Here is a 26,415-nt window from a genome sequence, read left to right as displayed (position 1 = left end):
AAATATTCGTTCAATTTTTATGAACGTATGTTTCATATAATTGGATATATATAAACAAAGTGCAAGCGTAATATAAGCTTATTCTCTGATGGGTTGTTTTGAGGTTGTAATGATTCGAGCGGTAAAACAAACACTAACGGCAGTTCCAACCCCTATGGCTGGATTAGCGTTGGGAATTGCAAGTTTAGGTTGGAGTTGGGAAACCCTCGTTGATTTACATCATTATAGTCAGTGGGGTGGGGCTGCCATCGCAAGTGTATTATTACTGATTTTAAGTGCTAAATTTTTATTACATTCAGATTTATTACGCCAGGATCTTGCTCATCCAGTGGTCGGCAGCGTGGTACCTACTTTTGCAATGGCGTTAATGGTGGTGTCGAATTCGCTGAGTTATGCCTCGGCACTCGCAGGTGATTTATTATGGTCATTTGCAGTATTGCTGCACATCAGCTTTTTGGTCGGGTTTATTTATCATCGCAGTAAACAATTTTCACTGCATCATATGGTGCCTAGCTGGTTTATTCCGCCCATTGGTATTGTGGTGGCCGATGTGTCATTTTCTGGCAATATTCATTTAGCGTGGGTTGCTCATGCTGCGCTAAACTTTGGCATGTTGAGTTATGCCATAATGTTACCGATGATGATTTATCGTCTTATATTTACAGAACAAATCCCAGATGCTGCTAAACCTACTTTAGCGATTTTAGCGGCGCCAGCAAGTTTATCTTTGGCGGGCTATTTAACGGTAATTGAACAACCATCGCCGGTTATTGTTGGGCTATTATTTGGTATTGGGGTGTTAATGACCTCAATTATCTATTTGTGTTTTTTCAAACTGATGCGTTTACCCTTTAGCCCCGGCTATGCCGCGTTTACGTTTCCGATGGTGATAGGGGCAACGGCATTATTTAAAATGTCTGTTTGGATGGAAAGTGTTGGCATGGCAGCGGAATATGTACAGCAAATTAATGCATTAGCTGAATTTGAATTGCTTGTCGCTACCGTGGTTGTCAGTTATGTTTGTCTGCGATATCTGCATTTTTATCAGCCAAGCAAAGTATTGGCGGTGAATCCATAAATGAGCGCATTATCATGACCCCAGCAATTGAGATAGCCAAAAAGCATAAAATCGATTTTGAAGTACATGAATACCATCATGATACTAATAGTGAATCTTATGGTTTAGAAGCAGCGCAAAAATTGGGCGTGCCAACGGAACAAGTGTTTAAAACCTTGGTGGTGAGCTTAGATAACCAAGCGCTGGTGGTTGGGGTTGTACCAGTGTCGTCGATGTTGAGTATGAAGTTAATCGCGAAAGCCGCAGGTGCAAAAAAAGCCCACATGGCAGAGGCGTTAGTCGTTGAGCGTTCTAGCGGTTATGTACTAGGAGGTGTGAGTCCGTTAGGGCAAAAAAAACCTTTGCCGACGATTATCGATATTTCAGCACAGCAGCATCAACGTATCTACATTAGCGCTGGCAAAAGAGGCGTAGATATCTCGCTAAGTCCTGCTGATTTACAACGGTTATTGAAAGCTACGTTTGCTGATATTTGTGCCCAACGCTAACGTCTATTTGCCGTTAACTAGCCGATGAGATTGTTAGCTTAATGACCATTGGCAGCAAGCAATATGCAGCAAGCATTTCGCAGCCAACATTTCGAAATAAGCATTTCACAGCCAATAATTTTCTACAAAGAGTTTGCTATAAAAGGTTAGCTATAAAGAGATCGCCGTATACATTTTGCCGCAAACAATTCATCTCAAACAATTCATCTCAAATAATTCATCTCAAACATTTAATCGTAAAACATCTGCTCTTGAACGAGTTCGTCTCAAAAGAGTGAGCCTCAAATCATTAGCCTCAAAAGAATGAGTGTTGAGCTATTCAAGTTCAAACTCTAGGTTTTACCTTCGTTCAATAACACCCTTCATTATCAATTTATTTTGGCTTTAAACTCTGCTTGGGTATTAGGATTGGCTTTTTGATACCAATAATCGAGCATTCTACTGACTTCTGCTTGGGTGATATCTTCAGTTTTATTAACCTGAGTGTCGGCGGTATTGTTACTTGCTGTAACCTCAGTCGTTTTTGCGACTGGTACTATTGCTACTGGCATAATTGCTATTGGTACTACTGGTGCAGCAGTAGTTGTTTTTGAGGTGATACGTTTAGCTGATGCAATTGCAGCTATGGCACCAGATCCATTATATTGCGCGATTTCTTGAGCAAAATTACGGCCAATTTGTAAGCCTGACTTCATCAGCTTATCTTGAGTAAATACAATGCTTTTACCCGTATTGTCGGTTAACGTTATAGTGGGTTGATCATTAAATTGATTGGCGCGTGAGGCAGAGTTAATGGTCGGCAAAGTGAGTTGATAGTTTTGCTCGCTGGCCTGAAAACGCAAAATAACAACATCAGAAACAAAATCATTTTGGCTGCCATTATCTCGGTAACGGGCTTGATAGCGAAAAGCGATTTGTTGCATGTTATCGGGCATGCTTAAGTCCAGTTTTACACTAGATTGCTGTTGTGAGGCTTTACCATTAACTAATACCGTTTCGGCTCTGTCTGGCAGTTGTAAACTGGCGGCGATGCCCATAGGGCTAAGAGTAAGACAAAGTAACGCGATGATATGACGCATAGTGTGTGGTTCCATTGATGTTGATGAACAATATTGTTTGTTATGTGTAAGCACAATAATTGCTTATTTACTTCATTGCTTAATGGGTAATAAATGCTGGTCGGTAATGCTCTGGCAGTTCAAAGGTTTTTAGCGTGTTGCTTAATGGGCAAACAAAACGGAAATAACACGATGTCAGTGCAAGGTCGGGCGAGTGCTCGTCGCCATTGCCATGCAAACGGTCGCCTACAACGGGGTGGCCTAAGCTTGCCATATGAATACGAATTTGATGCTTACGACCCGTGTCTATTTTTACCTGTACCTTGGATTGATTTAACTCTGAGTTGTAGGTCAGTAAGGTGGCGTGTGATAACGCCGGTTTATTATCGACTGGAGTATTAATGGTAACGGGATTGCTCGGAAACTCACCTTCAACAATCACTTGATAGTACTTTTCTAATTCGCGAGTTTCAAACAGCTTAGCAATAGCGGCAGTGGCTTTTTTACTGTGTCCCAATACTAATAATCCGGTGGCAGCACGGTCTAGGCGATGAATAATAAAGGCATTGCGCTGTGGCTGCATATTTAATTCAGCATAGCGATTAATAGTGGTGTGATCGCTCCACTTTGAGCCCTGGCAACGCATACCATAAGGCTTGTACCAAATGCTGTATTCAGCTTCATCAAACAATAACTCAGCGGGTGTGACTTGTTCATCTAGAATGTATTGATTGTAATAAAGATGCAGCTTGTCACCCGGTTGCAAAGGTTTTTTTGCACGGCGAATACGATTAGTTTGTTTACCATGGCTGTGCCAAATAGCGCCTTTTTGCATAGCATCTTTCAATACTTGCTTACTCAGGCTACTGACTTGCGCCAATAGCTCAATGGCGTCAGTACTGTGCTCGGTAATATCAATATGGTATTCGGTTTTATCGGCCATCATTTGGTTAACTCTAACAATGCAGTTTATCAGCAGTAAATAACGCTAAATGTTACCTTATTTAGCGCTTCAATGTTGATTAGTTAATGAAACTTTCTCTTCGCTTAAGTATCTATGTATCATCTGTCGTAAAGTTGTTTTAGCATAACGCGACAAAACACCATATCAATCTGGAGTAGGTAACTTGGAACACATCGTTTGGGATTTTGATCCTATATTAGTCTCGTTTATGGGATTAACCGTACATTGGTACGGCGCGCTTTTTGCGTTGGCTATAGCCACTGGTTTTCAGGTGATGAAGCACTTTTACAAAAAAGAAGGCTTAGATGTTGAGTCTCTTGATAATCTATTAGTGTATTGCGTTATTGGCATTATTGTTGGGGCACGTTTAGCTCATTGTATTTTTTATGACCCTGGATACTACTTTGCTCATCCGCTGAAGATATTTGCGATCTGGGAAGGTGGGCTTGCCAGCCATGGCGGCGGGTTAGGAGCGATATTAGGTCTGTATTTTTACCAACGAAAAGTGAAGTTACCGTTTTTATTTTTACTTGATCGTTTAGCTATCGCGACGGCTATATTTGGCTTTTTTGTGCGTATGGCGAACTTTGCTAATTCAGAAATTTTGGGCGAACCAACAACTGAGCCATGGGGCATTATCTTTAAGCGCATCGATATGTTGCCGCGCCATCCTGCGCAGTTGTATGAATCGTTTGCCTATTTATTAATATTTATCGGCCTATACGCCATTTATAAATACACCAATATGAAGCAAAAACACGGGGCTATATTTGGCCTGTTTTTGGTGCTGGTCTTCAGCGCGCGTATCGCGATTGAAAGTGTGAAAGTTAGCCAAGCTGCATATCATGAGTCAATGCTCAGTGCCGGCCAGTGGTTAAGTTTACCGTTTCTATTTACTGGCATTGTGTTGCTTGTTATGGCTTACCGTAAACGCACTTAGTATGCTGACAAACTGAAAGTGATATCCAATAAAAACGTCCTATTGCTACTGCAATAGGACGTTTTTTATGAACAATCTAAGTCAGGCTTTAATGCTTTTTATTTGGCATTACATTCCAGCAGGTAAATACTTAAAGCGCTTCATTTGCTCGTAATGGGTAGCAACAATTTTTTGTACTTGCTCTGGTGTCAGTTTGGTTTTCCATTGATGCTTGCCACCATTCCTAAAGAAGGCATTAGCATTTTCATGTTTTTCAACAAAGCCGAGTTTAGTTTCTTGGGCTTTCAATTGAGCAAAAGAAGAGTGCTTAATGGCATTTTTCAGGCGGACAGGATCTTTTTTCAAACCTAAAAAGGATTCTACTTTACGGAAGACCTTTTTAGGATCATCTAGCATATCCTCATAGCGTAAAATCAGCTTTGATGCGTCATCGGCAGTCCAGCTAGACACATGCATAGACCAAGAGGTAATAATTTGCGGCACATGCGGTGCTTCATTTGGCGTGCCTGTCATTTCTTCTGCCATATAAGCTATGGCTTCATCGATGCTGTAACCAAAGTAATTGGCCATTGAGATTGCCACATCTAGCGGGTTACGAACCACATAAATCGCCCCAGATGTGACAGAGGAGTTATGCAGTGGATGACCGTTGTATTCGCCTAGGTAGTTGTGGGTTTTTACAAATGTGGTGCCATTAGCTTGATGCGCAATATCAGCCTGAACCTTTGGTCTTAGTACACTGACTTCTTCTAACGTCAGTTCGGTGGTGGCCGTTTTGTCTTTTGGTAAATAATGCTGGTAACGATGCGCGGCCGACTCTGCTGTCGAAATGGTGTGCATGGTATTAATATCAATCGGTTGATCTTGATTTTGAATATAGTTTTCTAAAAATGCGCGTACCCAAGTGTTACCCGATTTAGGGTAAGAGGCCACCCAAAGTATGTTTCCCATCCGTAATCCTTTGTTATTATTTTTACGTCTTTCAATACAGTAAAACTACCGATAATTGTGCAAAATGGCAAGTTTACTGGGTTGTAGGTATAGGGATTAGAGTGTGAGCATTAAAAGGTGATAGCTGAGTTTTATATCCACTTTAACTGCTCTGACAAGGCTCTAAACCAGCAAACGTGTCCGCGGTGTTACTGTTTAAACGCTTTGATTTTACTTATGCAACCCTTTATACTTGCCGCTGCATTTTTATGCACTGCGCGTTTAATAAATTTTAAGCCTAATTTACACATATTGCCGAGGTCGTTTTTCCATAATGAATATTAAGCCGCATTAGTTTTCCCTCCCTATTTGGATCGTTAAGATCCGTCCGTAATTGCTGCCATGTTGGTAGTTTTTGTTGTATATCACTATCCAATATCATTTTGTCGCATTAATGAGTTAATTTCACCGCTGACGCACGCTGATATATCAGGCGTTAACATATGTTATTGGCATATTGGCTAACATTAAAACAGAGTAAAATACATGATACAAAACATGAAAAAAGAATGGTTTTCCAACATCCGTGGAGATCTGTTAGCAGGTATAGTCGTCGCGCTAGCGTTAATTCCTGAGGCGATTGCCTTTTCTATTATTGCTGGGGTTGATCCAAAAGTGGGTTTGTACGCTTCATTCTGTATCGCTGTGGTCATCGCGTTTACGGGTGGACGTCCTGGAATGATCTCTGCGGCCACTGGTGCTATGGCGCTATTGATGGTGACCTTAGTTAAAGAGCATGGTCTTGAGTATTTATTAGCCGCAACGTTATTGACCGGCATATTTCAAATTGCAGCAGGTTACTTAAAGCTTGGCAGTTTGATGCGTTTTGTCTCGCGTTCGGTGGTGACTGGCTTTGTGAACGCACTCGCCATTTTAATTTTTATGGCGCAGTTGCCAGAGCTTACTAATGTGACATGGCATGTGTATGCCATGACCGCAGCAGGACTGGGGATTATTTATTTATTCCCATTAATCCCTGTTATTGGTAAATCGTTGCCGTCACCTTTAATTTGTATTGTCGGCTTAACCATTTTTGCGGTTTACATGGGATTAGACATCCGTACCGTAGGCGACATGGGACAACTTCCTGATACGTTACCAATCTTCCTTTGGCCAGAAGTGCCATTAACCCTTGAAACGTTAATGATCATCTTCCCTTATTCAGCTGGTCTTGCTGTTGTTGGTTTATTGGAATCAATGATGACAGCGACTATTGTTGATGATTTAACCGATACGCCAAGTGATAAAAACCGCGAATGTAAAGGCCAAGGTATTGCTAATATCGGTGCTGGTTTAATGGGCGGCATGGCAGGTTGTGCCATGATTGGTCAATCTATTATCAACGTTAAATCAGGCGGGCGTGGGCGTTTGTCGACCTTCTCTGCCGGTTTGTTTTTGCTTATTTTGATCGTGTTTTTAGGTGATTGGTTAAAAATGATCCCTATGGCTGCACTCGTTGCCGTGATGATCATGGTGTCTATTGGAACCTTCTCTTGGGATTCTATTCGTAATCTTAAACATCATCCTTTATCGACCAATCTTGTGATGGTCGCCACAGTTGTTGTGGTTGTTGCTACCCATAATTTAGCGATTGGGGTATTTGTAGGTGTGTTACTTGCCTCGTTATTCTTTGCTAATAAAGTGGGTCGTTTTATGGTGGTTAAAAGCACCGACACCACCGCAGAAGCCGGCCGTCATTATCAAATTGTTGGCCAAGTCTTTTTTGCCTCAGCAGATAAGTTCAGCAACTCATTTGATTTCAGAGAAGTGGTTGAAAAAGTCACTATTGATTTATCTTTGGCGCATTTTTGGGATATTACTGCGGTATCGGCGCTCGATAAAGTGGTGATTAAATTCCGCCGCGAGGGTACTGAAGTTGAGTTAATTGGTCTTAACGAAGCCAGCGCTACCATTGTGGATAAATTTGGTGTGCATGATAAACCCGAAGACGTTGAAAAAATGATGTCAGGTCACTAAGCCCATAGCAACACCATAAAAGGATAATAATGATGACAAATGTGATTGCCTGTATCGACGGTTCAAAAGCAACACGCGCGGTATCTGATGCTAGTGGGTGGGCGGCTATGCAGTTGAACGCCCCTGTGACGTTATTACATGTATTGGATAAGTCTGCCTATCCTACAGAGTTAAATCTGTCGGGAAATATTGGCCTTGGTAGCCGAGAGCATTTACTTGCTGAGATGGTTGAACTTGAAGGGCGCATGAGTAAACTCGCGCTCGAACAAGGTAAATATATGCTACAAGATGCTCAAACGAGCATTGTAGCGGCGCAACCTTCTGTGGCGGTGCAAACACTGCAACGCCATGGCGATTTAGTGGAAACGCTGCTTGAGCAAGAAGCTGATGCCAGACTAGTGGTTATTGGTCGTCAAGGTGAGCAGCATCAAGATCAAGCGCAAGCGATTGGCAGTCATTTAGAAAGTGTTATTCGCACGCTTAAGCAGCCGATTTTAGTGGTGATGCCGGAGTTTGCAATGCCAAGCCGTTTTATGATCGCTTATGATGGCAGCGCCACCTCGAAAACAGTGCTTGAACGAGTGATTAGCAGCCCACTACTTAAAGGGCTCGAATGTCATTTAGTGATGGTGTCTGACAATCAGTCTCAAGCGCAAACCGAATTGACCTCGGTTGCAGACTCTCTTACTGAAGCTGGTTTTGAGGTAACAACTGCGGTTTGTCAGGGCGAAGTGCAAACTGCTCTAGAGGCTTACCAGCTAGCACACCAAATTGATTTAATGGTAATGGGTGCTTATGGTCATTCACGTATTCGTGAGTTTTTTGTTGGTAGTAACACGACACGGATGATCAGTAAAAGCCACATCCCATTGTTATTGTTACGCTAAGCAAAAAGACTAGCGTCGCTTCGCTGCTAGGGTGGACTACGTCCTGCTAGGATCGCTTCGCTGCTAGGGCGGACTTACGTCCTGCTAGGATCGCTTCGCTGCTAGGGCGGACTTGCGTCTTGCTAGAGGCTAGATTCTTGATTTTATAGGATCTAGCCGCGCAGCGACCTAGCGACCTAGCAGCGTAGCGCCCCTTGGCAGCAGTGACTTTTCTGCTTTAACAGCACACACCTTATATTCTGGAATTTTTGCAATGGGATCCAATGCATTAATGGTCAGCTTATTGGCTGCTGCTTCGGCAAAGTGGAATGGTAAAAATAATACCCCTACCTGAGCCCGCTTAGTCACAAAGGCGGCTATGTCTATTTCTCCGCGGCGAGTACTCAGTTTCAACATATCACCGTTATTGACTCCCAATTGCTCGGCATCAAAAACCGAAATCATTACTCTGGGCGAGCCTTTAATATCCAGTTCCGGGGTTTTGCGCGTCATAGTGCCAGTATGGAATTGTTCCAGTAAACGGCCTGTTGAAAGGGTTAATGGATATTCGCTATCGGGCATTTCGGCAGGTAGTCGATAACTCACTGGCATCATTCTGCCTTTACCGCGTAAAAATGTTTCGGTATGCAAAATCGGTGTGCCAGGATGGTTTTCATCAAAGCATGGCCACTGTAAACCATCTACCTTATGTTCAAGTCGTTGCCAGGTAAGGCCTTGATATTGCGGGGTGACGTGGTTAATTTCTTGCCAAATATCTTTGGTGCTGTGGTAATTCCAATTAGCATCAAGGCTGTTGGCAATCATTTGGATAATTTTCCAGTCTACAATCGCATCCCCCGGAGGGGTTAACGCAACACGTAATTGTTGTACCCGACGTTCTGTATTGGTGAAATGGCCATCTTTTTCTGCAAAGGCGGTTGCGGGGAGTACCACATGGGCCATCTGCGCGGTTTCGGTTAAAAAGATATCTTGCACCAGCATAAATTTAATTTTAGATAGTGCAGCGATTACGTGAGCTTGGTCCGGATCGCTTAGCACTGGGTTTTCTCCCAAAACATACAGAGCATCGAGTTTACCTTTGACAATCGCCTGCATGATTTCAGTTGCTGCTAATCCTATGTCTGAATTTAGCGATGTATTGCCCCAAGCTTTGGCAAATTTAGCGTTATTAGTCGGATTGATTTTTTGGTAACCGGGATAATAATTGGGTAACGCGCCCATATCACAAGCGCCTTGAACATTACTTTGGCCGCGCAGTGGGTTTAGTCCGGCGCCTGTTACGCCAATATTGCCACACAGCAATTGCAAGTTGGAGGTGGACACAACGTTGTCGTAACCTGAGGTATGTTGAGTAATCCCCATAGCATAATACAAGGCGGTTTTGCTCGCGGTGCCGATCATTTTTGCCATAGTGGCAATGTCTTCGGCACTCACGCCAGTTATTAGGGCTGCATTGGCTAAGCTGTAATCGGGTTTCATCACTTCTTGTTTGAGCAATTCATAGTCTTCAATACGGCTATTGATGTAGTGCATGTCTTGCCAGTTATTGATGATAATTTGCTGCATGATGGCATTGAGTAGCATCACATCTGTGCCAGGTTTATGTGATACATATAAATGGGCACTGTCTGCAATAGCCGTTCTCTTTGGGTCCGCGACAATTAAGCGCGCGCCGTGTTGGCTAACGGCTCGTTTAATATGCGAGGCGATAATAGGGTGGGCGCTGGTGGTATCGGAGCCGATGATGAAAATCACATCTGAGTCTTTAATGCTGGGAATATCATTGGTCATGGCCCCGCCGCCAATGGTATCGGATAGCCCTGCGACAGACGATGAATGACATAATCGTGCGCAGTGATCAATGCTGTTGGTGCCCATAATGCTACGGGTGAACTTTTGCATTAAATAGTTTTCTTCATTGGTGCATTTAGCAGAAGACAATGCAGCAAACTTGCTTGGCCCAGCGGCATCTTTAATCGGTTGCAGTTGCTGTGCTATATAACTAATGGCTTCAGACCAAGAGGCGGGTTGCAGCTGACCATTTTTGCGAATTAATGGCGTTGTAAGGCGTTTAGGGCTGTTTAAAAAATCAAAACCAGAGCGCCCTTTAACACATAACATGCCTTCATTGACCACTGATTGAGTATCGCCAGATACTCGCATTACATGATTTTTGTCCTGGTCGACATGCAGTTCAACCCGGCAACCAACGCCACAATATGTGCACACGGTTGAGGTTTTGATTAACGCTCTGTCGCTACCTTGGATTTTATCGCGGGCATCAACCAAAGCGCCAGTAGGGCAAACTTGAACACAGTTACCGCATTGCACACAATCGCTGTCATTCATCGACGCAGTAAAGCCAACTCGAGGGGCGTTGCGGCTAATGCCTGCTGTTGTAGCATCGGGTAGTGCTTGATAACTATTGGCTTCAAAGCTGATAACGTTATGACCACTTTGTTGATGGCAAGCATCAATACAAGCGGCGCAACTGATACAGCGATTAGCATCGAAAGTAATAAAAGGCGCACTGTTATCGACTTTAAATTTACGCGCCTGAGTTTGATCCAGTGTTTTTCCGTCGACTTTATATTCGGTGGCATAATCGCGTAATTTACAATCGGTATTGGCTTGGCAAGCGCACTCCAAACAGCGCATCGCTTCTTTCATTGCCTCATCGGGAATGAATCCTAGTTCTACCTCGGCAAAGTTAAGCGCTCGATTGAGCTGGTTTAGCTCTGGCATTTTTAAGCGGCGACGCTTGGCTGTCTCTGGGTATATCTCAGCAGATAACGAGGCTGTTTTGTTGGCCTTTCGTGAGTTAAATAGTCTAGGTTCTAAATGACAAGTTAAGCCTTCAGTTAACAATCCTTCAATGGCTTCAGCGGCTTTTCGGCCATCTGCTACCGCACCAACAGCAGTACCAGGGCCAGTGCGGGAGTCACCGATAACAAATAGTTTTTCTACCCCTGCAGACATGGTTTGCTCGCAGCCAAGGAAGGTATGCCAGCGGGTGAGGGCAATATGACCAGTGTCTATTTGATTTTCTGGCTGGTCTAAAAAGGCTAAATCCACTTGTTGAGATACCGCAGGTATTACGGTGTCGAATGTTTCTTCAAAGGTTTCTCCAGTCGCTTTGGGAGAGCGGCGACCAGATTCATCGGGCTCGCCGAGCGCCATTTTAGCAAAGGTGACGGATTTAACCCGGCCTTGGTCATCGCTGTGGTTTTCCAGTGGATTGGTGAGAAAATGAAATTTAACCCCTTCCTCTTCTGCTTCATGTATTTCATAGGGCTCAGCTGGCATTTCATCACGGCTACGACGATAAATTAAGGTCACATCAGCGCCATCGCGCACAGCGGTACGGGCGCAATCAATCGCAGTGTTACCGCCACCAATGACGGCCACTTTTTTGCCTGTAATGAATTTTTTTTCCGTACAATAATCACGCAAATAGTCCACACCTAAATAACAGCCGATTAAATCACTGCCAGGGTAATTCATTGGCACGGCTTTTTGCGCCCCAATCGCGAGGCAAACCGCATCATAATTGGCCACTAATTCGGTTAAATTGGTATCACGACCCAGTTCAACTCCCGTTTCAATTTTAAGTCCGTTGCGGGTGAGCAGTTCGATCTCTTTATCGAGTATATCTTTAGGTAAGCGGTACTCAGGAATACCGTAACGTAACCAGCCTCCAGCTTTAGGAGCCGACTCCATAATGGTCACATCGTGGCCATTATTAGACAAATAATAACCCGCGGTTAATCCTGCAGGGCCACTGCCGATAATGGCAATGCGCTTGTTGGTGGCTGGTGCTTTTGGAGGAACATAAGACTCTGCATCTTGTAAATCTAAGTCTGCTGCATGACGTTTTAATTGACGAATCGCCACAGGTTCATCTACCAGTCCGCGGCGACACTGGGCTTCACAAAAAGCGGGGCAAACACGGCCAATAGACAAAGGTAAAGGTAAGGTTTGCTTGATGACTTTGACGGCTTCTTTATGATCGCCTCTGCCGATATGATACAGATACGATTGCACGTCAACGCCGGCAGGACAGGCAGTTTGGCAAGGTGCTTCACAATCCGCAAAGTGATCACTCAGAATATCTTTGAGTGCTTGTTGACGAAGATGGCTTAAGTGGCTCGACTGAGTAATGACCTCTAAACCAGTTTCTAGCGGTGTTTCACAGGCGCGAACACATCGTAAACTACCATCATGGTTTTTGATTTGTACTTGGCACAAATTGCAGTGTTGTCTCTCTTGGCGATGAGAATAATCACATAAGCTAGGGATGTTAATACCGGCGTTTTTTGCTGCCTTTAACAAGCTGTCAGCTTTAGGAAGCGAAAGTGTTGTTCCGTCGATAGTGATATCAATCATTGCAAAGCCTTTTCATTTTTTGAGTCACGGGCAAAGTCTAATGCCTTTGAGGATGGGACGAGTAGGGCGTCAATAGGGATAAACAACTAAACCTAAAATGGGGTTAATGTCAGCAATGGCAGATTAAGCTGATAACCTTGCTCTGGCATCCACAGTCTATGTATCAAGTTTAATTTGAGGAGTGATTTTCAGATGTGACTTAGATCATTTTTATTGCGATTAAATGTGTATTTTATATTAATGTTATAATAAACATTTAACTACTTGTGGTTTTATCTCGTAATTATTGCTAGGAGAGTGATGATTTGTTGTCATTGTTCACGATTGTGGACAGTTGGTTGTGATGAGAGGATTCATTACTGTTGCAACCATTGCTGTTAAAACCATTGCTGTTACAAAAAAGCAGGCTGAGTAAATGATATTCAACCCGCTTGTTTATTGTTACTTCAATCTAAAAACCACTTCCACTCTGTCGCTAATCGCGACTTGGCCTTGTTGATAGGTTTGCGCTACATCGGCATTCATTTTCATGCTGGCGCGGTACATTTCTGGCTGATTGGCTTGTTGCGGAAAGTATCTTACTTGCCATACCCCAGCAATTTGTTCACCAAAGCCTTTTGCTAAAGATTGAGCTTTTTGCTTGGCATCATCAATCGCGGCTTGGCGAGCTTGAGCAATGATTTTGGTTTCTTGGCTCGACTTTAGTTCGATATTATTAACGTTATTAATCCCTTCAACCAAAGCGCTGTCGAGTAATTCATTTAAGCTGTTAAGGTCAATTACGGTAATGGTCATTTGACGGCTAGCGTTATAACCCGTGAGTTTACGCGGTTCATTTTGCACATACATATATTGCGGATTAAGTTGTAAGTTAGCACTTTGAATGTGTTTTTTGTCGACTCCAGCCTTGAGTAATCGTTGCATAAATTGGCTGACGGCTTCGTCGGCTTTGTCTTTAGCTGCTTTAGCGCTATCGGCTTCTATAGATACTTGAACATTGATAATAGCCATGTCTGCTACAGCTTCAATGGTGCTTGTTCCCACTGTTTCAATATGAGCAAAACTGAGCTCGGCCGCTTGCACTGTCGATAAACTGCTGGTGGCGGTTAAGGTAAATAATGAAGCTGAAATGATGCTTGTGAGTAATATTTTGTTCATTGATAACTCCGCTAATGGTTAGCTAAATACTGTTTTCACACAGGTAAAGTGGGTCTGTTATGAGTGTAAACGGTGCAAATATAAAAAAGGGTTTTTATTTTTGCTTATGTTTACGGTTTATTTATTTCTCGTTGTTTATTACCTATTTTCAATAGTGCTAAAACAACTGTGCTGAGATATTAAGCAGTTTGTTTCTGATCCATTGATTTACCGGATCGTCTTGGGCTTGTTGATGCCAATACATGTGTACCGCCAGTTCTGGCACCTCAAAGGGGAGTGGCGACACTACAATTGGCATGGTTTGTTGTAACAACATGGCGTAGGTGTTTGGCATGGTCATGATCAAATCTGATTGGCAGATGACGCTGATGGCGGCAAAGTAATGCTCGCAACGTAATGCAATATTGCGGCTAACGCCTTGATGGGCGAGCGCCATGTCGACGGTGTCGATGTTGAAGTCTTTTAAGCTCACTAATGCATGAGATGCGGCGGCATAATTAGCGAGGGTGAGCTGCTGTAAAATCGGATGGTTTTGGCGACACACTAATGAAAATCGTTCGCTGCATATTAGAGTGTTGCAAATATCTTTATGGGTTGGCATCAGTACATCGATAACGATATCTAAACTTTGCTGCGCCAGCGACGGCTCAAGTTCAGTGCGTTTAATTTGACGACTGTTTAAGGTGATGTTGGGGGTGTTATTGAGTAAATCGGGCATAAGAATAGGAAAGAACATTGACTCTAATATGTCTCTTAATCCTAGTTTTATCTCACGTTTGTGTTGCTGTATGTCAAATGTAGCGGGCTGGCTAACAGTATTATTGAGTAACAGCAGCGCTTGTTGCACGTCGGGAATCATTTTTTGGCACAGTGCTGTCGGTACCATTTTACGACCATGACGGACAAATAATGGGTCGTTAAATTTGTCGCGTAAGCGAGCTATAGCATGACTCACAGCGGGTTGTGTAAGGTGTAGCTTACTCGCCGCAGCAGTAATGCTGCCGTGCTGATATACCGTGCTCATAATGAGGAATAAGTTTAAATCAATCTTACTATGCAGCATATTAATAGTTATCTATGATTTAGTATCATTTGAATTTATTTTAGGCTTGGTTAAATTAAAGTCAAACTAAACCAATAAAAGCAGACTCAACATGACCGCAATAAATGACACTCAAGCACAGCAAATTCAAAAAATGACCATTGGCACAGATAAATATCCAATGCCACTACCACCAAAATTTGATAACAAACAACAGCAACAACAATATGAAAAACAGCACTTAGCCGCGGCATTTAGGGTATTTGCCCATTACCGATTCGACGAAGGATTAGCGGGGCACATTACCTTGCGTGATTGTATTGATCCTGAGTCATTTTGGGTTAATCCATTAGCGGTGCATTTTTCTAAAATTAAAGCATCAGATTTAGTGCGAGTTGATCATAAAGGCAATATTTTGGAGGGCAAGCACCCAATCAATAATGCCGCATTTGCGATTCATTCGCGTATTCACCATGCGCGCCCAGATGTCAACGCAGTGGCCCATGCCCATACTACTTATGGTCGTGCATTTTCATCACTAGGTGAGTTACTTAAACCTATCTCTCAAGATGCATGCATGTTTTATGAAAACCACAGTGTGTTTGACACTTTTACCGGCGTGGTCGCCGATTTATCTGAAGGCGATATGATTGCTGAGGCGCTACAAGGTCATGCTGCGGTTATCTTACAAAACCATGGCTTACTCACTGTCGGTAAGTCTGTTGATGCGGCAACGGCTAATTTTGTCATGTTAGACAGTTGCTGCCATAGCCAGTTATTGGCACAGGCGGCGGGTGAACTTAAATTGATTGGCCATGAAATTGCGACTAAAACTCGCCAAATTAATGGCTCAGATTTAGTGACATGGGGTAATTTTCAACCCTTGTATCAGGTCATGTTGGCGCAAGATAACAGCTTTTTAGATTAAGCCTGTTAACGATGCCAAAGGGCGGTTTGATTTTGATAAAACCGTATTCATGCAGCTATATTTCGCAAGAACGTATTCTGTACTGATGCTTATGATACTCGCTAAGTCTGCTTAGCGAGCAAGGATGCAACTCCCTATGACAGGTTCGATTATTACCGAAATACTGCTGCCATTGTCGCTCGCCTTCATTATGTTTGGCATGGGCTTAAGTTTAACTCAATTTGATTTTTTACGTTTATGGCAAACTCCAATGCCGATTATTGGCGGCTTTATTGGCCAAATTATCGTGTTGCCCTTGTTGGCTTTTACTCTTTGTTTGTTGATGGACTTATCGCCAGCGATGTCGATAGGGTTAATGATTTTGGCTGCCTGCCCCGGTGGCACAACCTCAAATGTTGTAAGTCATCTTGCTAAGGCTAATTTGGCTTTGTCGGTGAGTTTGACTGCACTGAGTCGTATTGTATGTGTTTTTACCGCACCGTTTATCATCCAATTTGCGGTTAGCTATTTTAGTGATAGCCATGATATTGAAGTGTCATTAAGCAGTATTTCATTAGGTTTATTGGTGATTACCTTGCTACCGATTATGTTTGGCATGATTGTGCGGCGTTATTATCGCGATTGGGCTGTTAAAGTGGAGGTGTATTTTAGGCGCTTTGCATTAGTGTTTTTATTGTTGATGATTACAGGGGTGGTGATTCAAGAACGTGACATTATCAGCGACGCTTTTAACGAGGTGTTTATTGCGTGCATGTTGTTAAATTTGCTTGCCATGATGGTGGGCGTAATTACTGCCAAACTATTCAAATTAAGCCATAAAGATAGTCTAACGTTGGCCATTGAAATAGGTTTACAAAACTCCACTATGGCAATGCTTATTTGCATCAGTTTACTGCATATGCCCAGTTATGCTGTGGTAGCTGGAGTATACAGTTTAACCATGTATTTGGGCGCAGGGTTATTGGTTCTTTATGCCAGTTACAGCAATTCCAATCGTAATTCTGTCATTCAACCTACTGACTCACATTAGCCTCGTGCTAGTTCTAACTTAACACTAACATCTACATTAACGATTATTGCTGCTGGTCTTCACTTCGGTGTAGGCCTTGCCAGTACCTAAATGCTCGGTGAACTTTAACACTGCAACCGAGTATCACTTTATTTAACTAACCAATCTAAACCGCGTTATAGCCACTCATTAAACCTGTTATTAAGCGGTTTTCTCACATTCGTTCTTAGCTACTCATATTGATGCGGTTACGGCCAGTTGATTTGGCACGGTAAAGTGCTGTGTCTGCTGCGCAAACCAGTGCGGTTGGCGTGCGGTATTGGCCACTTCGTTCACAGGCAATGCCCTGGCTGACACTGATTTTGGTTTGTGCAGGTAACCCTATATCGGTAAAGCTTAACTGGTTAATACGACGTTGAATATTTTTGGCAATGTATTCTGCTGTTAACGGATTACTGTTGGGCAGAATGACCACAAACTCTTCACCACCATAACGGGCTGCCATCGCATTGTTAGACGGGAGCACCTCTGCCAGTACTTGAGCAATTTTTTGCAAACATTTATCACCGTTAACATGACCATACTGGTCATTAAACATTTTAAAATAATCGACATCGATAATGATTAAACACAGCGGTTGGTCGTGGTTAATACTGTCGTTCCAGTTGGTTTGCAGGGCATCATCAAAAGCGTGACGGTTGGCAAGGCCGGTTAATTTGTCTGTATGGGCTAAGTGGCGCAGTTTGTTGTACTCGGCTTTATGCGTAGTGAGATTATGCATGATGCCTATAAATAACGGCTCAGATCCTATCTGCATCGACGGTAAACATGACAATGATAAGTCTGCTTCGAGTAACGTGCTGTCGGCGCGATTAATAATAATTTCTTTAGGACCATGATTAAACTGAGTCACTTTATTGGCTTCATCGCTGGCGCTATTCCACAAGGAAAATAAAGATTGATACTCATCTTTAAAAGGGCTTTGTAGATAATCGGTCCAAGTTTGACCTATTAACATTTCGGCTGGGGCACCGAATAATTTAGCGCCTAACGGATTGATCATCTCAATCACACCGGCAGAGTTAATCACAAAAATCGCTTCTGAAATCGCCGTGATCACATTGAGCAAGGTGCTAATTTGTAGGTTATCTGCTACTGCCATTTTGCCATTATGACTTGCTGAAGTGGCATCAAAAGCGACATCCGTAAATGATGAGTCGGATAGGATTTCATCATCAAGACGCAATGGTATTTTTATTGAACGGGGAAATTTAGCAAATGAGTCTGTTAATTTAGTCACACGAGAAATCGTGGCATTGAGTTCTGTTAATTTATCATTGGTAAACATGGTGCATTCCCTTAAGCGTTTGGTATTGGTAACCCCTTGTTGATGTCAAACACTTTATTAGGAATAAGGCTTATTTACCTTTCGGTAACCTTCTGCTTTTAAGTTGTTGATTTTAAACTGTTTAAAGTTGCTATTTATTGTGTGAATTTGTTGTGATTGAGTTGACTCTATTGCATGTACCTTGGATACAAGCTGATTTTGTTGCTGGTTTTTAGGATTTGTCTCACTAAAATCGATAGTGTTCTTAGCTTAAATAGCTTGTTGTGCAGCTGTATTTGGTTGCATCGTTGACAGATGTTGAGCCGTTATTGGGAGGTAGCGAGACCGTTATTTTACAGGCGTTTGCTCATCGGTCTGTTGAGAAATGATTGGTTTTTGAGTTCGGTTAACGGGTAAAAGGTAAGTCCAACCTCGGGTTATGCTACTGGATAACACAAGTCGTTTTAGCAATGGTTATGTTATTGATTAATGTTGCTCTGTGGTTCAGCATAAAAGCTCAGGGCAAGCCTGAGCTTTCGTCATATTCAACTCATCGAATATTTAGTCTGGGTGATTAACAACTTCAGGATCTGGGCTGAGTACCAATAAGGTATTGCTGGTGTTCGACAACACAAACTGAAAACTGGTATTGCCTGCTACTTCATCTAAATCGGTTAAGTGTATCAAGCTGCCATTGTTGCAGATGCTTACGGCATCAATAATGCCGTCAAATGGGGTAATAAAAGCCGCGCCAACAAATCTAAGTCCTTTGCCCGTTTGATCAATAAGTTGGTACGTGATGGTACAGTTTTTAGTAATAATAACATCACCGCTTTTAGGGGTGCCATCGTGATTGGTATAACTGAAAAACGGCTCGCCGTTTTCTAGGGTGACGGTGAGATTAAAAAATGTTGTATCTTGAGTTGTTGACATTATATTTTCCATTTTTTGTTGGTTTAGGGTTTAGGGGTAAATCTATAATTGGTTATTGCCGATTTATCTAACAGTTGTAACAAGTCAGGATACTTATTCAATTCGCCTAAGCAGTCGAGTGCTTTAGCATAGGGAATCGTATACTTAGGGTCGCTGTTGTTATCTATAATCAGTGCCAGTTGGTTTTTAGTCTGTTTACACTGAACATTAACTTGCTGTGATGGTTCTATAGATTTCATCAAAATGGCTGTAAGAATGGTACTTTCAGCTAAATCGGCAGTGTAAGCCGTATTTTGGTGAAACTCGGTGATTAATTGATTAAACGAGGTTATTGCCTGACGCGCAAAAAGTAGGCTTTTTTGTAACTGTCCTTGTGATGCTAAATAATTTGCAGCTGCCAGCTGATATTTAGCCCATAACTCGTTCTTTTTATTAGAAGTTGTTAAAGTCGCATCGGTTTCAAGCATAGCCGCCAAAGAGTTAATACTCTGACCCATAGTGTTTTCAATAGGTATCGAACTATATGTCAACATATCAAAGTAAGCATAATATTGTTGGATTTTCAAAATATCATTTTGAGGGTCTTGTTTAAAGGCCTTGGTAATAGTAGCTAAACGGAGTTCGGCAGTTGAAAATACTTCCTGATGTTTGCCTTGATAGTTTAATAATTTAGCCAGCAGACCATAACTACTCGATAATCGTTCAAGTAAATAAGGCTGCTTTTCTAAAGCTTGATTGGCCAACTGCTGTTGAATTTGTTGGTGTATTTGTATCGCCGCGGTAATGTCGCCTTGGGCGGTGGCTGCACTGGCAATCCATGATTGTGCATTGGCCACATCAGCAATCATTTTGCTATTACTTGGGTCTTGAACTAGTGCTTTTTGTTTTAACTGTAATGATTGCTCAAATGCCTCTCGTGCAGCAGCAAAGTTTTGCTGCTTCATGTGTATCGAGCCAAGAGAGTTTTGTGCGTACGACAACTCCATTAACGCATCGTTATCGTCTGGCGCGAATTGATACATGGCTTGGCTGTATGTTAAATATTGTTCAAACCAAGGCTGCGTTGCTGCCCAATCACTTTTATCGTATTCAAGCCTGCCGAGCCAAAAAGCATTGGCGCCTAAGGTTTTAAGTAAGTTGAGGTTTTGGGGTTGTATTTCGAGTAACGGCAGCATGCGCTCACGGGCGGCGATTAAGGCGCTGTGGGCTTCGTCGGTATTGCCGCGAGAATAGGCCACTTCGCCCATGGCCTCTAAGGTTTGGCTGTGTTGAAACTGGGCTTCAAAGCTTAAATAGCTGGCATCGTCGGCGGAAACGTCACTGAAATATTCTAATGCTTTATTACTGATACCATCGAGCAAGTCCATGCGGCCAATACCGCGCATTTTGTCGGCGAATTCACCGACCATAAAACCGAGTAAGTTTTCTGCCGCTAGGCGTTTTTGTTGTGCCTGGGTTTCGGCCTCAATGCTGCGAACACTCATGGCGACAGAAATCAATGTCAGTGTCACAAGGGCTAGCATGACTGCGCGGCGGCGCCAGCGTCCGATGTTGGCTTGTTTGCTAGAGGCTTGAATGAGTGCCAGCTCTTGAGGCTCTAGGTTAAACAATTGGTTATTGAGCAATGTGCTTGCTTCTGCCAATGGTTTACCTTCTGCCAGCAAATAAGCACTACTTTTTGACTCCGCTAGCCAGCGGTTGGATTGATGCTGTAAACGGCTTTTAATAGCTAAACTGTCCTTGTGTTCGGTTATCCATTGGGTCGCGCGGGGCCAGCGCCTTAATAGCGCTTCGTGGGCAATACTAAAGCAGGCTTGATCTTGTTGCAGATGGGAAACAAACAAACGGTTATCGACCATGGCTTTGACGAGGTTTATTTCGGCATCGTTAGTGAGATCGCTCCAGCGGGCGGTACTGCTGGTGATTGATTTTTCATCTTCGGTTAGGGTGACTAACATCGACAGTATTTTAGGCAGTGCGGCGCGTTCGCTGTTGTTTAATTGGTTGAGCACTTCTTCAGCATTTTTACCGATGGCGCCTTCAATCCCCCCAAGCGAATGGTATACCGACACCAATAATTGATTGTTGTCATCTTTGTTTAAATACAGTGATTGCAAGGTGTATTGCAACATGGGCAGTGCATCGGGGTTTGAGGCGGCTTCACTGCAAAGTATTTCGTCCAACGGCATTGCCGTATCGGGATCGAGTGTCCATGTGAGGTTAGCTGCATTGGCCGGTAAGCGGATCATTTGCATCAGCTCTGCTCGGGTTGGCGCGGATAAATCGAAATGTGAGCCATTGGCTTTGCCTGCCATTAGGCTTGGGTGGCTAACAACCTGAGGGTAAAAGTCATTGCGGCAAGCACTAATAATTAATACTACCCCTGAAACCGCAAGCGTTTCGAGGATATCTAATACATTGTTACGTTCGGATTCGGTAAATAATGGCGAGGCTAATAAGATTTCTAAACGGTCGATAAACAATGAAAAATGGGGCCGACTGTATTTGGGGGCATTGTCATCATCGATTGATGAGTATTTGGCTAAAGCTAGCTGACAATATTCAATAACGGTTTTGATGTCGTTTTGCAGTTTGTTTGCCAGCATATCGGCACTGCAGTCGGTAAACACCGCTTGGTCATTGATTTCCCAGTCGAGCATCGCACTGGCGATATCGATAATTAACCTGCCTTTAGTGACATCGGCTAAATCTAAGTTGGCATTATCGATTACGCCAACCCCGTTAAAGCCATTTTTTGACATTAAATTCGGCATGATACCGGCATTAATTAACGATGATTTACCTGTACCGCTGGGGCCGAGGATTAAACAGAAGGCTCGGCCAAATTCAACTTGTTTAGTGATGCGATTTAATAAGGTGTCAACTTGCTCGCTTCGGCCAAAAAATACGTTGGAGTCGTTGGTGTCAAATACGCGTAAACCCGGAAAAGGCGAGGCGCCTTGCCATTGTTGGGTTACGGCTTTGGCATGGTGACCTACAGGGAATTCAATACTGGCAATGGTGCGATAACCGCGTTTGCGGATGGTTTCTATGTACTGCGGATTAGATGCTTGATCGCCTAATGCTTTACGCAGCTGGGTAATGACTTTATGCAGCGGATTATCACCAATGGCGATGCTGTTCCAGCAGTGGTTAATAATATCGTCTGCTGCTAGCACTTCCCCTTGGTGTTGGCACAGTAAACGCAACACATCCATGGCTTTGGGTTCAAGACTGCGAATAACATCGCCAGACTGAACGCTATTACTTTGTGGATTAATTTGCCAATCGCCAAAAAAGAAAGTGCTGTCATTCATCTGTAATTAATTTCCGATTGGTTAATCGCGTTAAGTTATAAGCAATAAAGATTACGTCACGATGACTTTTATTGAGAGCCATCTTTGGGCGCACTACTTCTGCTTGTTTTATTGTATCGTGCGATTACGTCAATTGTATTGTTGTTGTAAAATCTTACAATAAATTTACATTTTTCTCGACATCGATATCGCGTACGGCATTTGGTTAATGTCGTTGTTCTAGCTGTTTTATTTGTTCTACTATCGCTTGATTGACCGGCGTTTTTATACCATATTTTTTGCCAATACTGACCACCGCGCCATTGATGTAATCAACTTCCGTTTTTCGTTTTGCTTGAATGTCTTCCCACATTGATGAGCGTGCTTTGGGATCGATGTCGAGCATCTGTTTAGCTAAAACAGTAAAGAGTACATTTGGCAACGATAAAATGGTGGGTAAACAGGAGGGTTTAACCTTGGTGTATTGATGTAATTGGATATCTGCCGCCTCGCATACCGTTAACCACTCTTTCATTGCTTTAGCCAATATTCGGCGATTTTTGTAATGACTTAATTGCTGTTTAATTGGCAAGTCGGTGACCGCATTTAACGCATTATTGAGATTTAACAGTAATTTTCCGTAAATCATCGGGGTAAAGTCTGCTTCAATGTCGCAACCAAATCCGTGGTTAACCAGTGCGGATTGAATTGCGATGGTATGAGGGTTTGCTTGCAAGGTAAACACACCCTCTGTGCCTTTGTGAAACACAGCATTGGGCAGTTGCAGCACATTAAATGGCGTGATCCCTTGGAGTAAGCTGTAATGATCGAGCGAGTCTTTAATGCTGTCAAAACTGCCTAAGCCATTTTGCATAAATATAATGCTGCTGTTGTCGTGAGTAATCGCCATTAATTGATTGGCAATACTGCTAACTTGATGACATTTTAAGGTGACGAATACTACATCAAATTTGCCATTGATTGACGATTCTTGGTTGATATCGGTGATCAACGCTTGCGGCATAATAGTTTGTTTAAAGCTGTTATAATCGGTCAAGGTAATGCCGTTATTGGCGATGATTTTTTGCTTAATTGCTGGGCGACAAATTAAGCTGACTTGTAACTCTGATATACATAACTGACCCGCTAAATAACAGCCTGTTGAACCCGCGCCAAAAATTGCAATATTCATTCTATATTCATTCACTGTTTGTTAATGACGAAACGATTTTTTAATCGTTATGTAACACGATATTTTACTCTCTTGTAACATAACAGCATTTTTGGCAGTGTAGAAAACTTAACCAATTAAAATTAAAAAAAGAGTTTCCATGAATAATAATACTATTACCACTATCGCCTTAGCGGTATTCGGATTAACGATGGCATCTACGGCGGTAGAGGCTGCCGATATTAACGTTATTTATGCTGGTACATTATTAACTACGCCAGGTGAGTCTCCTTTAACTCAGCAAACTGTAGTGATAAAAGATGGGGTTATCACTTCTATCACTTCAGGCTATCAGTCTGCACCGGTGGTGGACGAGAATGACAATATTGAGATTATTGATTTAAAAAACAGCTTTGTTATGCCAGGGCTGATGGATATGCATGTTCATTTACAGGGTGAGTTAGGGCCAAATAATGATAGCGAGGTTTTGCGAATGTCGGATGCTGACGTGGCGATGCACAGTGCTTATTTTGCCAAGAAAACCTTGTTAGCAGGTTTCACAACGGTACGAGACTTAGGCGCGAAACCGGAACAGATTTATGCATTACGCGACGGCATTAATAAAGGCTGGGTTGATGGCCCGAGAATTATTGCATCTGGTGGCGTGTCGGTAACGGGAGGTCATGGTGATGTTGATGGCATGAGCCCTGATTTACTTGATAAATTTACCTCTAAGACTATTTGTGACGGACCTTATGATTGCCGCCGCGCGACTCGTCGGGCGATTAAGTTTGGCGCTGATGTGATTAAAATCACCTCTACCGGAGGAGTGTTATCTGACATCAATACGGGTACTGGTCAGCAAATGGACGATGACGAACTTAAGGAAGTTATTGATACTGCGCATGCTTTAGGCCGTAAAGTGGCCAGCCATGCCCATGCTGCCCAAGGCATTAATGCAGCGTTGCGCGCCGGCGTCGACAGTATTGAACATGGCAGTTACGCCGATAAAGAAAGTATTAAATTAATGAAGAAAAGTGGCGCGTTTTTAGTGCCAACATTGTTGGCGGGCGACACGGTAGTGAAAATGGCTAATACCGCAGGGGCTGACTTTATGTCTCCAGCCATTAAAGCTAAAGCAATACGTGTTGGTGGTGACATGATGAACAACTTCAGTGCGGCTTATAAAGCTGGGGTTAACATTGCTTATGGTACCGACAGTGGAGTGTCACATCATGGTGACAATGCTAAAGAAGCAGTATTGATGAGCGAAGCCGGTATGAGCAATGAGGATATTTTAATCAGTGCAACGATTAATTCGGCAAAACTGATTGATATGGCAGATAAGCTTGGCACGCTGCAGGTTGGAAAATATGCCGACATTATTGCGATGCAGAAAAGTCCTCTTGAGCAAATTAAAGCGCTGTTAGATGTATCATTTGTGATGAAGAACGGAGTTATTTATAAGCGTTAATGTTATTTATTACTTTAAGTCAGTGGTATCGACAATATGACGTGGTTTAATTGATACGACTAACCCAGTTAAGACATAATTGATTTAACTGGAGATTGAAATGACTAAACGTAAAACCTATTCAAAAGAGTTTAAGCTTGATGCCATTGCGCTGGTAAGAGAGCAAAATTATAGCATTGCTGAAGCTTCAAGAAATCTAGAAGTGAGTGCTCAGCTCCTCGGTCGCTGGATAAAAGAATCCGAAAATGATGATGGTCATGCATTCAGAGGAAACGGCAAGCTAACACCTGAGCAGCAGGAAATTCGTCAACTAAAAGCACAAGTCAAACGCCTAGAAATGGAGCGTGAAATATTAAAAAAAGCGACGGTCTTCTTTGCCAAAGAAACGAAGTAAAATACACGTTTATTGCCCAAAATAAGAAGATCTGGCCTGTGATAGTAATGTGTCGCGTGTTGGGTGTAAAAAACAATAACTACTACAGTTATCAAAAGCGAAAACCACAAAAGTCTGTTGATACAGAGCATCAAGAGTTGCTCCAGTGGGTAAAGAATATTGCTGAGTTTAGCGATAATACCTATGGCGAAAGGCGAATTCAAAAAGCATTAAATACGCTTGATTATCCTGTCGGGCGCAGGAAAACAGCACAATTGATGAAAGAGGCAAACGTTTGGGTGCGCTACAAGAAAAAGTATAAAGCAACGACGAATAGTGAACACAATAAGCCAATATACGATAATGAACTCAAACAGAATTTTGATTTTCAGAGCGCCAATCAAGCGTGGGTGCAAGATATTACGTATATATGGACTTCAGAGGGATGGCTGTATTTAGCCGTCGTAATCGATCTCTATTCCCGTAAAGTGGTCGGCTGGAGCATGGGTAGCAGAATGAAAGCGCAACTTGTTTGTGATGCGCTAACAATGGCCATCTGGCAAAGAAAACCTAAAGCGGGCTTGATAATACATTCAGATCAAGGTGTTCAATATGCGAGTCATCAATATAGACGAATACTGAGAACACATGGATTTGTAGGCAGTATGAGTAAAAAAGGATGTTGTTGGGATAATGCAGTAGCAGAAAGCTTTTTTGGCAGCTTGAAACAGGAACGGGTTCACTGGCGAAACTATCAAACGCGTTATGCTGCCCAGCAAGATGTCATGAATTACATCACCATGTGGTACAACAGCCAACGAATGCATTCATACCTTGACTACCAAAGTCCCAATGAATTTGAGCGTATGGATAAGCAGATAAAAGAAGTCGCTTAACGAACTTAACTAGGGTGACCTAATTCAGTTGACCAGGTCA

The 26,415-nt window shown here is 42.7% G+C and carries 19 protein-coding genes; 9 read left to right on the top strand and 10 right to left on the bottom strand.

Annotated elements, in window-relative coordinates; translation table 11 throughout:
- The first annotated feature begins 109 nt into the window (after positions 1 to 109).
- Both H5181_RS10435 and ybaK read left to right on the top strand, forming a co-directional pair.
- Positions 110 to 1,078, top strand: a complete 969-nt coding sequence (locus tag H5181_RS10435) for a TDT family transporter (RefSeq protein ID WP_182750970.1) — start codon at positions 110 to 112, stop codon at positions 1,076 to 1,078.
- A 14-nt stretch (positions 1,079 to 1,092) separates the two neighbouring features.
- Positions 1,093 to 1,566, top strand: a complete 474-nt coding sequence (gene ybaK, locus H5181_RS10430) for a Cys-tRNA(Pro) deacylase (RefSeq protein ID WP_059748031.1) — start codon at positions 1,093 to 1,095, stop codon at positions 1,564 to 1,566.
- A 368-nt stretch (positions 1,567 to 1,934) separates the two neighbouring features.
- On the opposite strand, the gene H5181_RS10425 is transcribed toward ybaK, so the two are convergent.
- Both H5181_RS10425 and H5181_RS10420 read right to left on the bottom strand, forming a co-directional pair.
- Complete coding sequence (locus H5181_RS10425) at positions 1,935 to 2,645, bottom strand: DUF2057 domain-containing protein (RefSeq protein WP_182750969.1); 711 nt, start codon at positions 2,643 to 2,645, stop codon at positions 1,935 to 1,937.
- A 79-nt stretch (positions 2,646 to 2,724) separates the two neighbouring features.
- Entirely contained in the window at positions 2,725 to 3,570 is an 846-nt protein-coding gene (locus H5181_RS10420) for an RNA pseudouridine synthase (protein ID WP_011636265.1), read from the bottom strand.
- A gap of 181 nt (positions 3,571 to 3,751) precedes the next feature.
- On the opposite strand from H5181_RS10420, the gene lgt reads away from it, so the two are divergent.
- Positions 3,752 to 4,528, top strand: coding sequence for a prolipoprotein diacylglyceryl transferase (gene lgt, locus H5181_RS10415; RefSeq protein ID WP_011636266.1), 777 nt, complete (start codon positions 3,752 to 3,754; stop codon positions 4,526 to 4,528).
- Between the two features lie 108 nt (positions 4,529 to 4,636).
- Here the strand turns inward: lgt and H5181_RS10410 are convergent, their stop codons facing one another.
- On the bottom strand, positions 4,637 to 5,479 hold the full coding sequence (locus tag H5181_RS10410; protein WP_182750968.1) for a sulfotransferase domain-containing protein: 843 nt from the start codon (positions 5,477 to 5,479) through the stop codon (positions 4,637 to 4,639).
- Between the two features lie 525 nt (positions 5,480 to 6,004).
- Here H5181_RS10410 and H5181_RS10405 point away from each other — a divergent pair.
- Positions 6,005 to 7,495, top strand: coding sequence for a SulP family inorganic anion transporter (locus H5181_RS10405; RefSeq protein ID WP_011636268.1), 1,491 nt, complete (start codon positions 6,005 to 6,007; stop codon positions 7,493 to 7,495).
- A 32-nt stretch (positions 7,496 to 7,527) separates the two neighbouring features.
- Positions 7,528 to 8,382, top strand: coding sequence for a universal stress protein (locus H5181_RS10400; protein WP_182751009.1), 855 nt, complete (start codon positions 7,528 to 7,530; stop codon positions 8,380 to 8,382).
- A gap of 168 nt (positions 8,383 to 8,550) precedes the next feature.
- On the opposite strand, the gene fdhF is transcribed toward H5181_RS10400, so the two are convergent.
- The 3 genes from fdhF to H5181_RS10385 all read right to left on the bottom strand — a co-directional run bounded on the left by fdhF (position 8,551) and on the right by H5181_RS10385 (position 14,989).
- The gene (fdhF, locus tag H5181_RS10395) at positions 8,551 to 12,768 is read right to left on the bottom strand and encodes a formate dehydrogenase subunit alpha (protein ID WP_182750967.1); all 4,218 of its coding nucleotides are present in this window, start codon (positions 12,766 to 12,768) and stop codon (positions 8,551 to 8,553) included.
- Between the two features lie 441 nt (positions 12,769 to 13,209).
- Positions 13,210 to 13,926, bottom strand: coding sequence for an oxidative stress defense protein (locus H5181_RS10390; RefSeq protein WP_182750966.1), 717 nt, complete (start codon positions 13,924 to 13,926; stop codon positions 13,210 to 13,212).
- Between the two features lie 157 nt (positions 13,927 to 14,083).
- Complete coding sequence (locus H5181_RS10385) at positions 14,084 to 14,989, bottom strand: LysR family transcriptional regulator (protein ID WP_182750965.1); 906 nt, start codon at positions 14,987 to 14,989, stop codon at positions 14,084 to 14,086.
- 100 nt (positions 14,990 to 15,089) lie between these two features.
- On the opposite strand from H5181_RS10385, the gene H5181_RS10380 reads away from it, so the two are divergent.
- Both H5181_RS10380 and H5181_RS10375 read left to right on the top strand, forming a co-directional pair.
- Positions 15,090 to 15,896, top strand: a complete 807-nt coding sequence (locus H5181_RS10380) for a class II aldolase/adducin family protein (RefSeq protein WP_404948503.1) — start codon at positions 15,090 to 15,092, stop codon at positions 15,894 to 15,896.
- A 136-nt stretch (positions 15,897 to 16,032) separates the two neighbouring features.
- On the top strand, positions 16,033 to 16,926 hold the full coding sequence (locus H5181_RS10375; protein ID WP_182750963.1) for a bile acid:sodium symporter family protein: 894 nt from the start codon (positions 16,033 to 16,035) through the stop codon (positions 16,924 to 16,926).
- Positions 16,927 to 17,131: 205 nt separating this feature from the next.
- On the opposite strand, the gene H5181_RS10370 is transcribed toward H5181_RS10375, so the two are convergent.
- From H5181_RS10370 to H5181_RS10355, 4 genes are all read right to left on the bottom strand, one after another.
- Positions 17,132 to 18,253 carry a sensor domain-containing diguanylate cyclase gene (locus H5181_RS10370; protein WP_180957078.1) on the bottom strand — a complete coding sequence of 374 codons (1,122 nt, stop codon included), beginning with the start codon at positions 18,251 to 18,253 and terminating at the stop codon, positions 17,132 to 17,134.
- 540 nt (positions 18,254 to 18,793) lie between these two features.
- A complete protein-coding gene (locus H5181_RS10365) occupies positions 18,794 to 19,165 on the bottom strand; it encodes a DP-EP family protein (RefSeq protein WP_162022418.1) in 372 nt (123 codons plus the stop codon).
- 23 nt (positions 19,166 to 19,188) lie between these two features.
- A complete protein-coding gene (locus H5181_RS10360) occupies positions 19,189 to 22,482 on the bottom strand; it encodes a winged helix-turn-helix domain-containing protein (protein ID WP_182750962.1) in 3,294 nt (1,097 codons plus the stop codon).
- Positions 22,483 to 22,687: 205 nt separating this feature from the next.
- On the bottom strand, positions 22,688 to 23,653 hold the full coding sequence (locus H5181_RS10355) for a 2-dehydropantoate 2-reductase (protein ID WP_182750961.1): 966 nt from the start codon (positions 23,651 to 23,653) through the stop codon (positions 22,688 to 22,690).
- Between the two features lie 139 nt (positions 23,654 to 23,792).
- Here H5181_RS10355 and H5181_RS10350 point away from each other — a divergent pair, with 139 nt between their 5' ends.
- Both H5181_RS10350 and H5181_RS10345 read left to right on the top strand, forming a co-directional pair.
- The gene (locus H5181_RS10350) at positions 23,793 to 25,106 is read left to right on the top strand and encodes an amidohydrolase family protein (protein WP_182750960.1); all 1,314 of its coding nucleotides are present in this window, start codon (positions 23,793 to 23,795) and stop codon (positions 25,104 to 25,106) included.
- Positions 25,107 to 25,206: 100 nt separating this feature from the next.
- Positions 25,207 to 26,375 (top strand): IS3 family transposase gene (locus H5181_RS10345; RefSeq protein WP_404948502.1). Its coding sequence is split into 2 segments (ribosomal slippage): positions 25,207 to 25,459 and positions 25,459 to 26,375, totalling 1,170 coding nucleotides; the frame shifts between segments, so codons are not numbered across the junction.
- The last annotated feature ends 40 nt before the right edge of the window (positions 26,376 to 26,415 follow it).

The organism is Shewanella sp. SG44-2, assembly GCF_014164215.1.
In the GTDB taxonomy this organism is placed as follows: Bacteria; Pseudomonadota; Gammaproteobacteria; order Enterobacterales; family Shewanellaceae; genus Shewanella; species Shewanella frigidimarina.
This window is presented reverse-complemented; position numbering and strand designations above follow the sequence as displayed.

Coding starts and splice junctions, on each gene's coding strand:
- H5181_RS10375 (WP_182750963.1), top strand. CDS start 16,033: ATGACAGGTTCGATTATTACCGAAATACTGCTGCCATTGTCGCTCGCC.
- H5181_RS10355 (WP_182750961.1), bottom strand. CDS start 23,653: ATGAATATTGCAATTTTTGGCGCGGGTTCAACAGGCTGTTATTTAGCG.
- H5181_RS10425 (WP_182750969.1), bottom strand. CDS start 2,645: ATGCGTCATATCATCGCGTTACTTTGTCTTACTCTTAGCCCTATGGGC.
- H5181_RS10350 (WP_182750960.1), top strand. CDS start 23,793: ATGAATAATAATACTATTACCACTATCGCCTTAGCGGTATTCGGATTA.
- H5181_RS10365 (WP_162022418.1), bottom strand. CDS start 19,165: ATGTCAACAACTCAAGATACAACATTTTTTAATCTCACCGTCACCCTA.
- H5181_RS10360 (WP_182750962.1), bottom strand. CDS start 22,482: ATGAATGACAGCACTTTCTTTTTTGGCGATTGGCAAATTAATCCACAA.
- H5181_RS10420 (WP_011636265.1), bottom strand. CDS start 3,570: ATGATGGCCGATAAAACCGAATACCATATTGATATTACCGAGCACAGT.
- H5181_RS10405 (WP_011636268.1), top strand. CDS start 6,005: ATGATACAAAACATGAAAAAAGAATGGTTTTCCAACATCCGTGGAGAT.
- H5181_RS10400 (WP_182751009.1), top strand. CDS start 7,528: ATGACAAATGTGATTGCCTGTATCGACGGTTCAAAAGCAACACGCGCG.
- ybaK (WP_059748031.1), top strand. CDS start 1,093: ATGACCCCAGCAATTGAGATAGCCAAAAAGCATAAAATCGATTTTGAA.
- H5181_RS10390 (WP_182750966.1), bottom strand. CDS start 13,926: ATGAACAAAATATTACTCACAAGCATCATTTCAGCTTCATTATTTACC.
- H5181_RS10370 (WP_180957078.1), bottom strand. CDS start 18,253: ATGTTTACCAATGATAAATTAACAGAACTCAATGCCACGATTTCTCGT.
- H5181_RS10435 (WP_182750970.1), top strand. CDS start 110: ATGATTCGAGCGGTAAAACAAACACTAACGGCAGTTCCAACCCCTATG.
- H5181_RS10410 (WP_182750968.1), bottom strand. CDS start 5,479: ATGGGAAACATACTTTGGGTGGCCTCTTACCCTAAATCGGGTAACACT.
- fdhF (WP_182750967.1), bottom strand. CDS start 12,768: ATGATTGATATCACTATCGACGGAACAACACTTTCGCTTCCTAAAGCT.
- H5181_RS10385 (WP_182750965.1), bottom strand. CDS start 14,989: ATGCTGCATAGTAAGATTGATTTAAACTTATTCCTCATTATGAGCACG.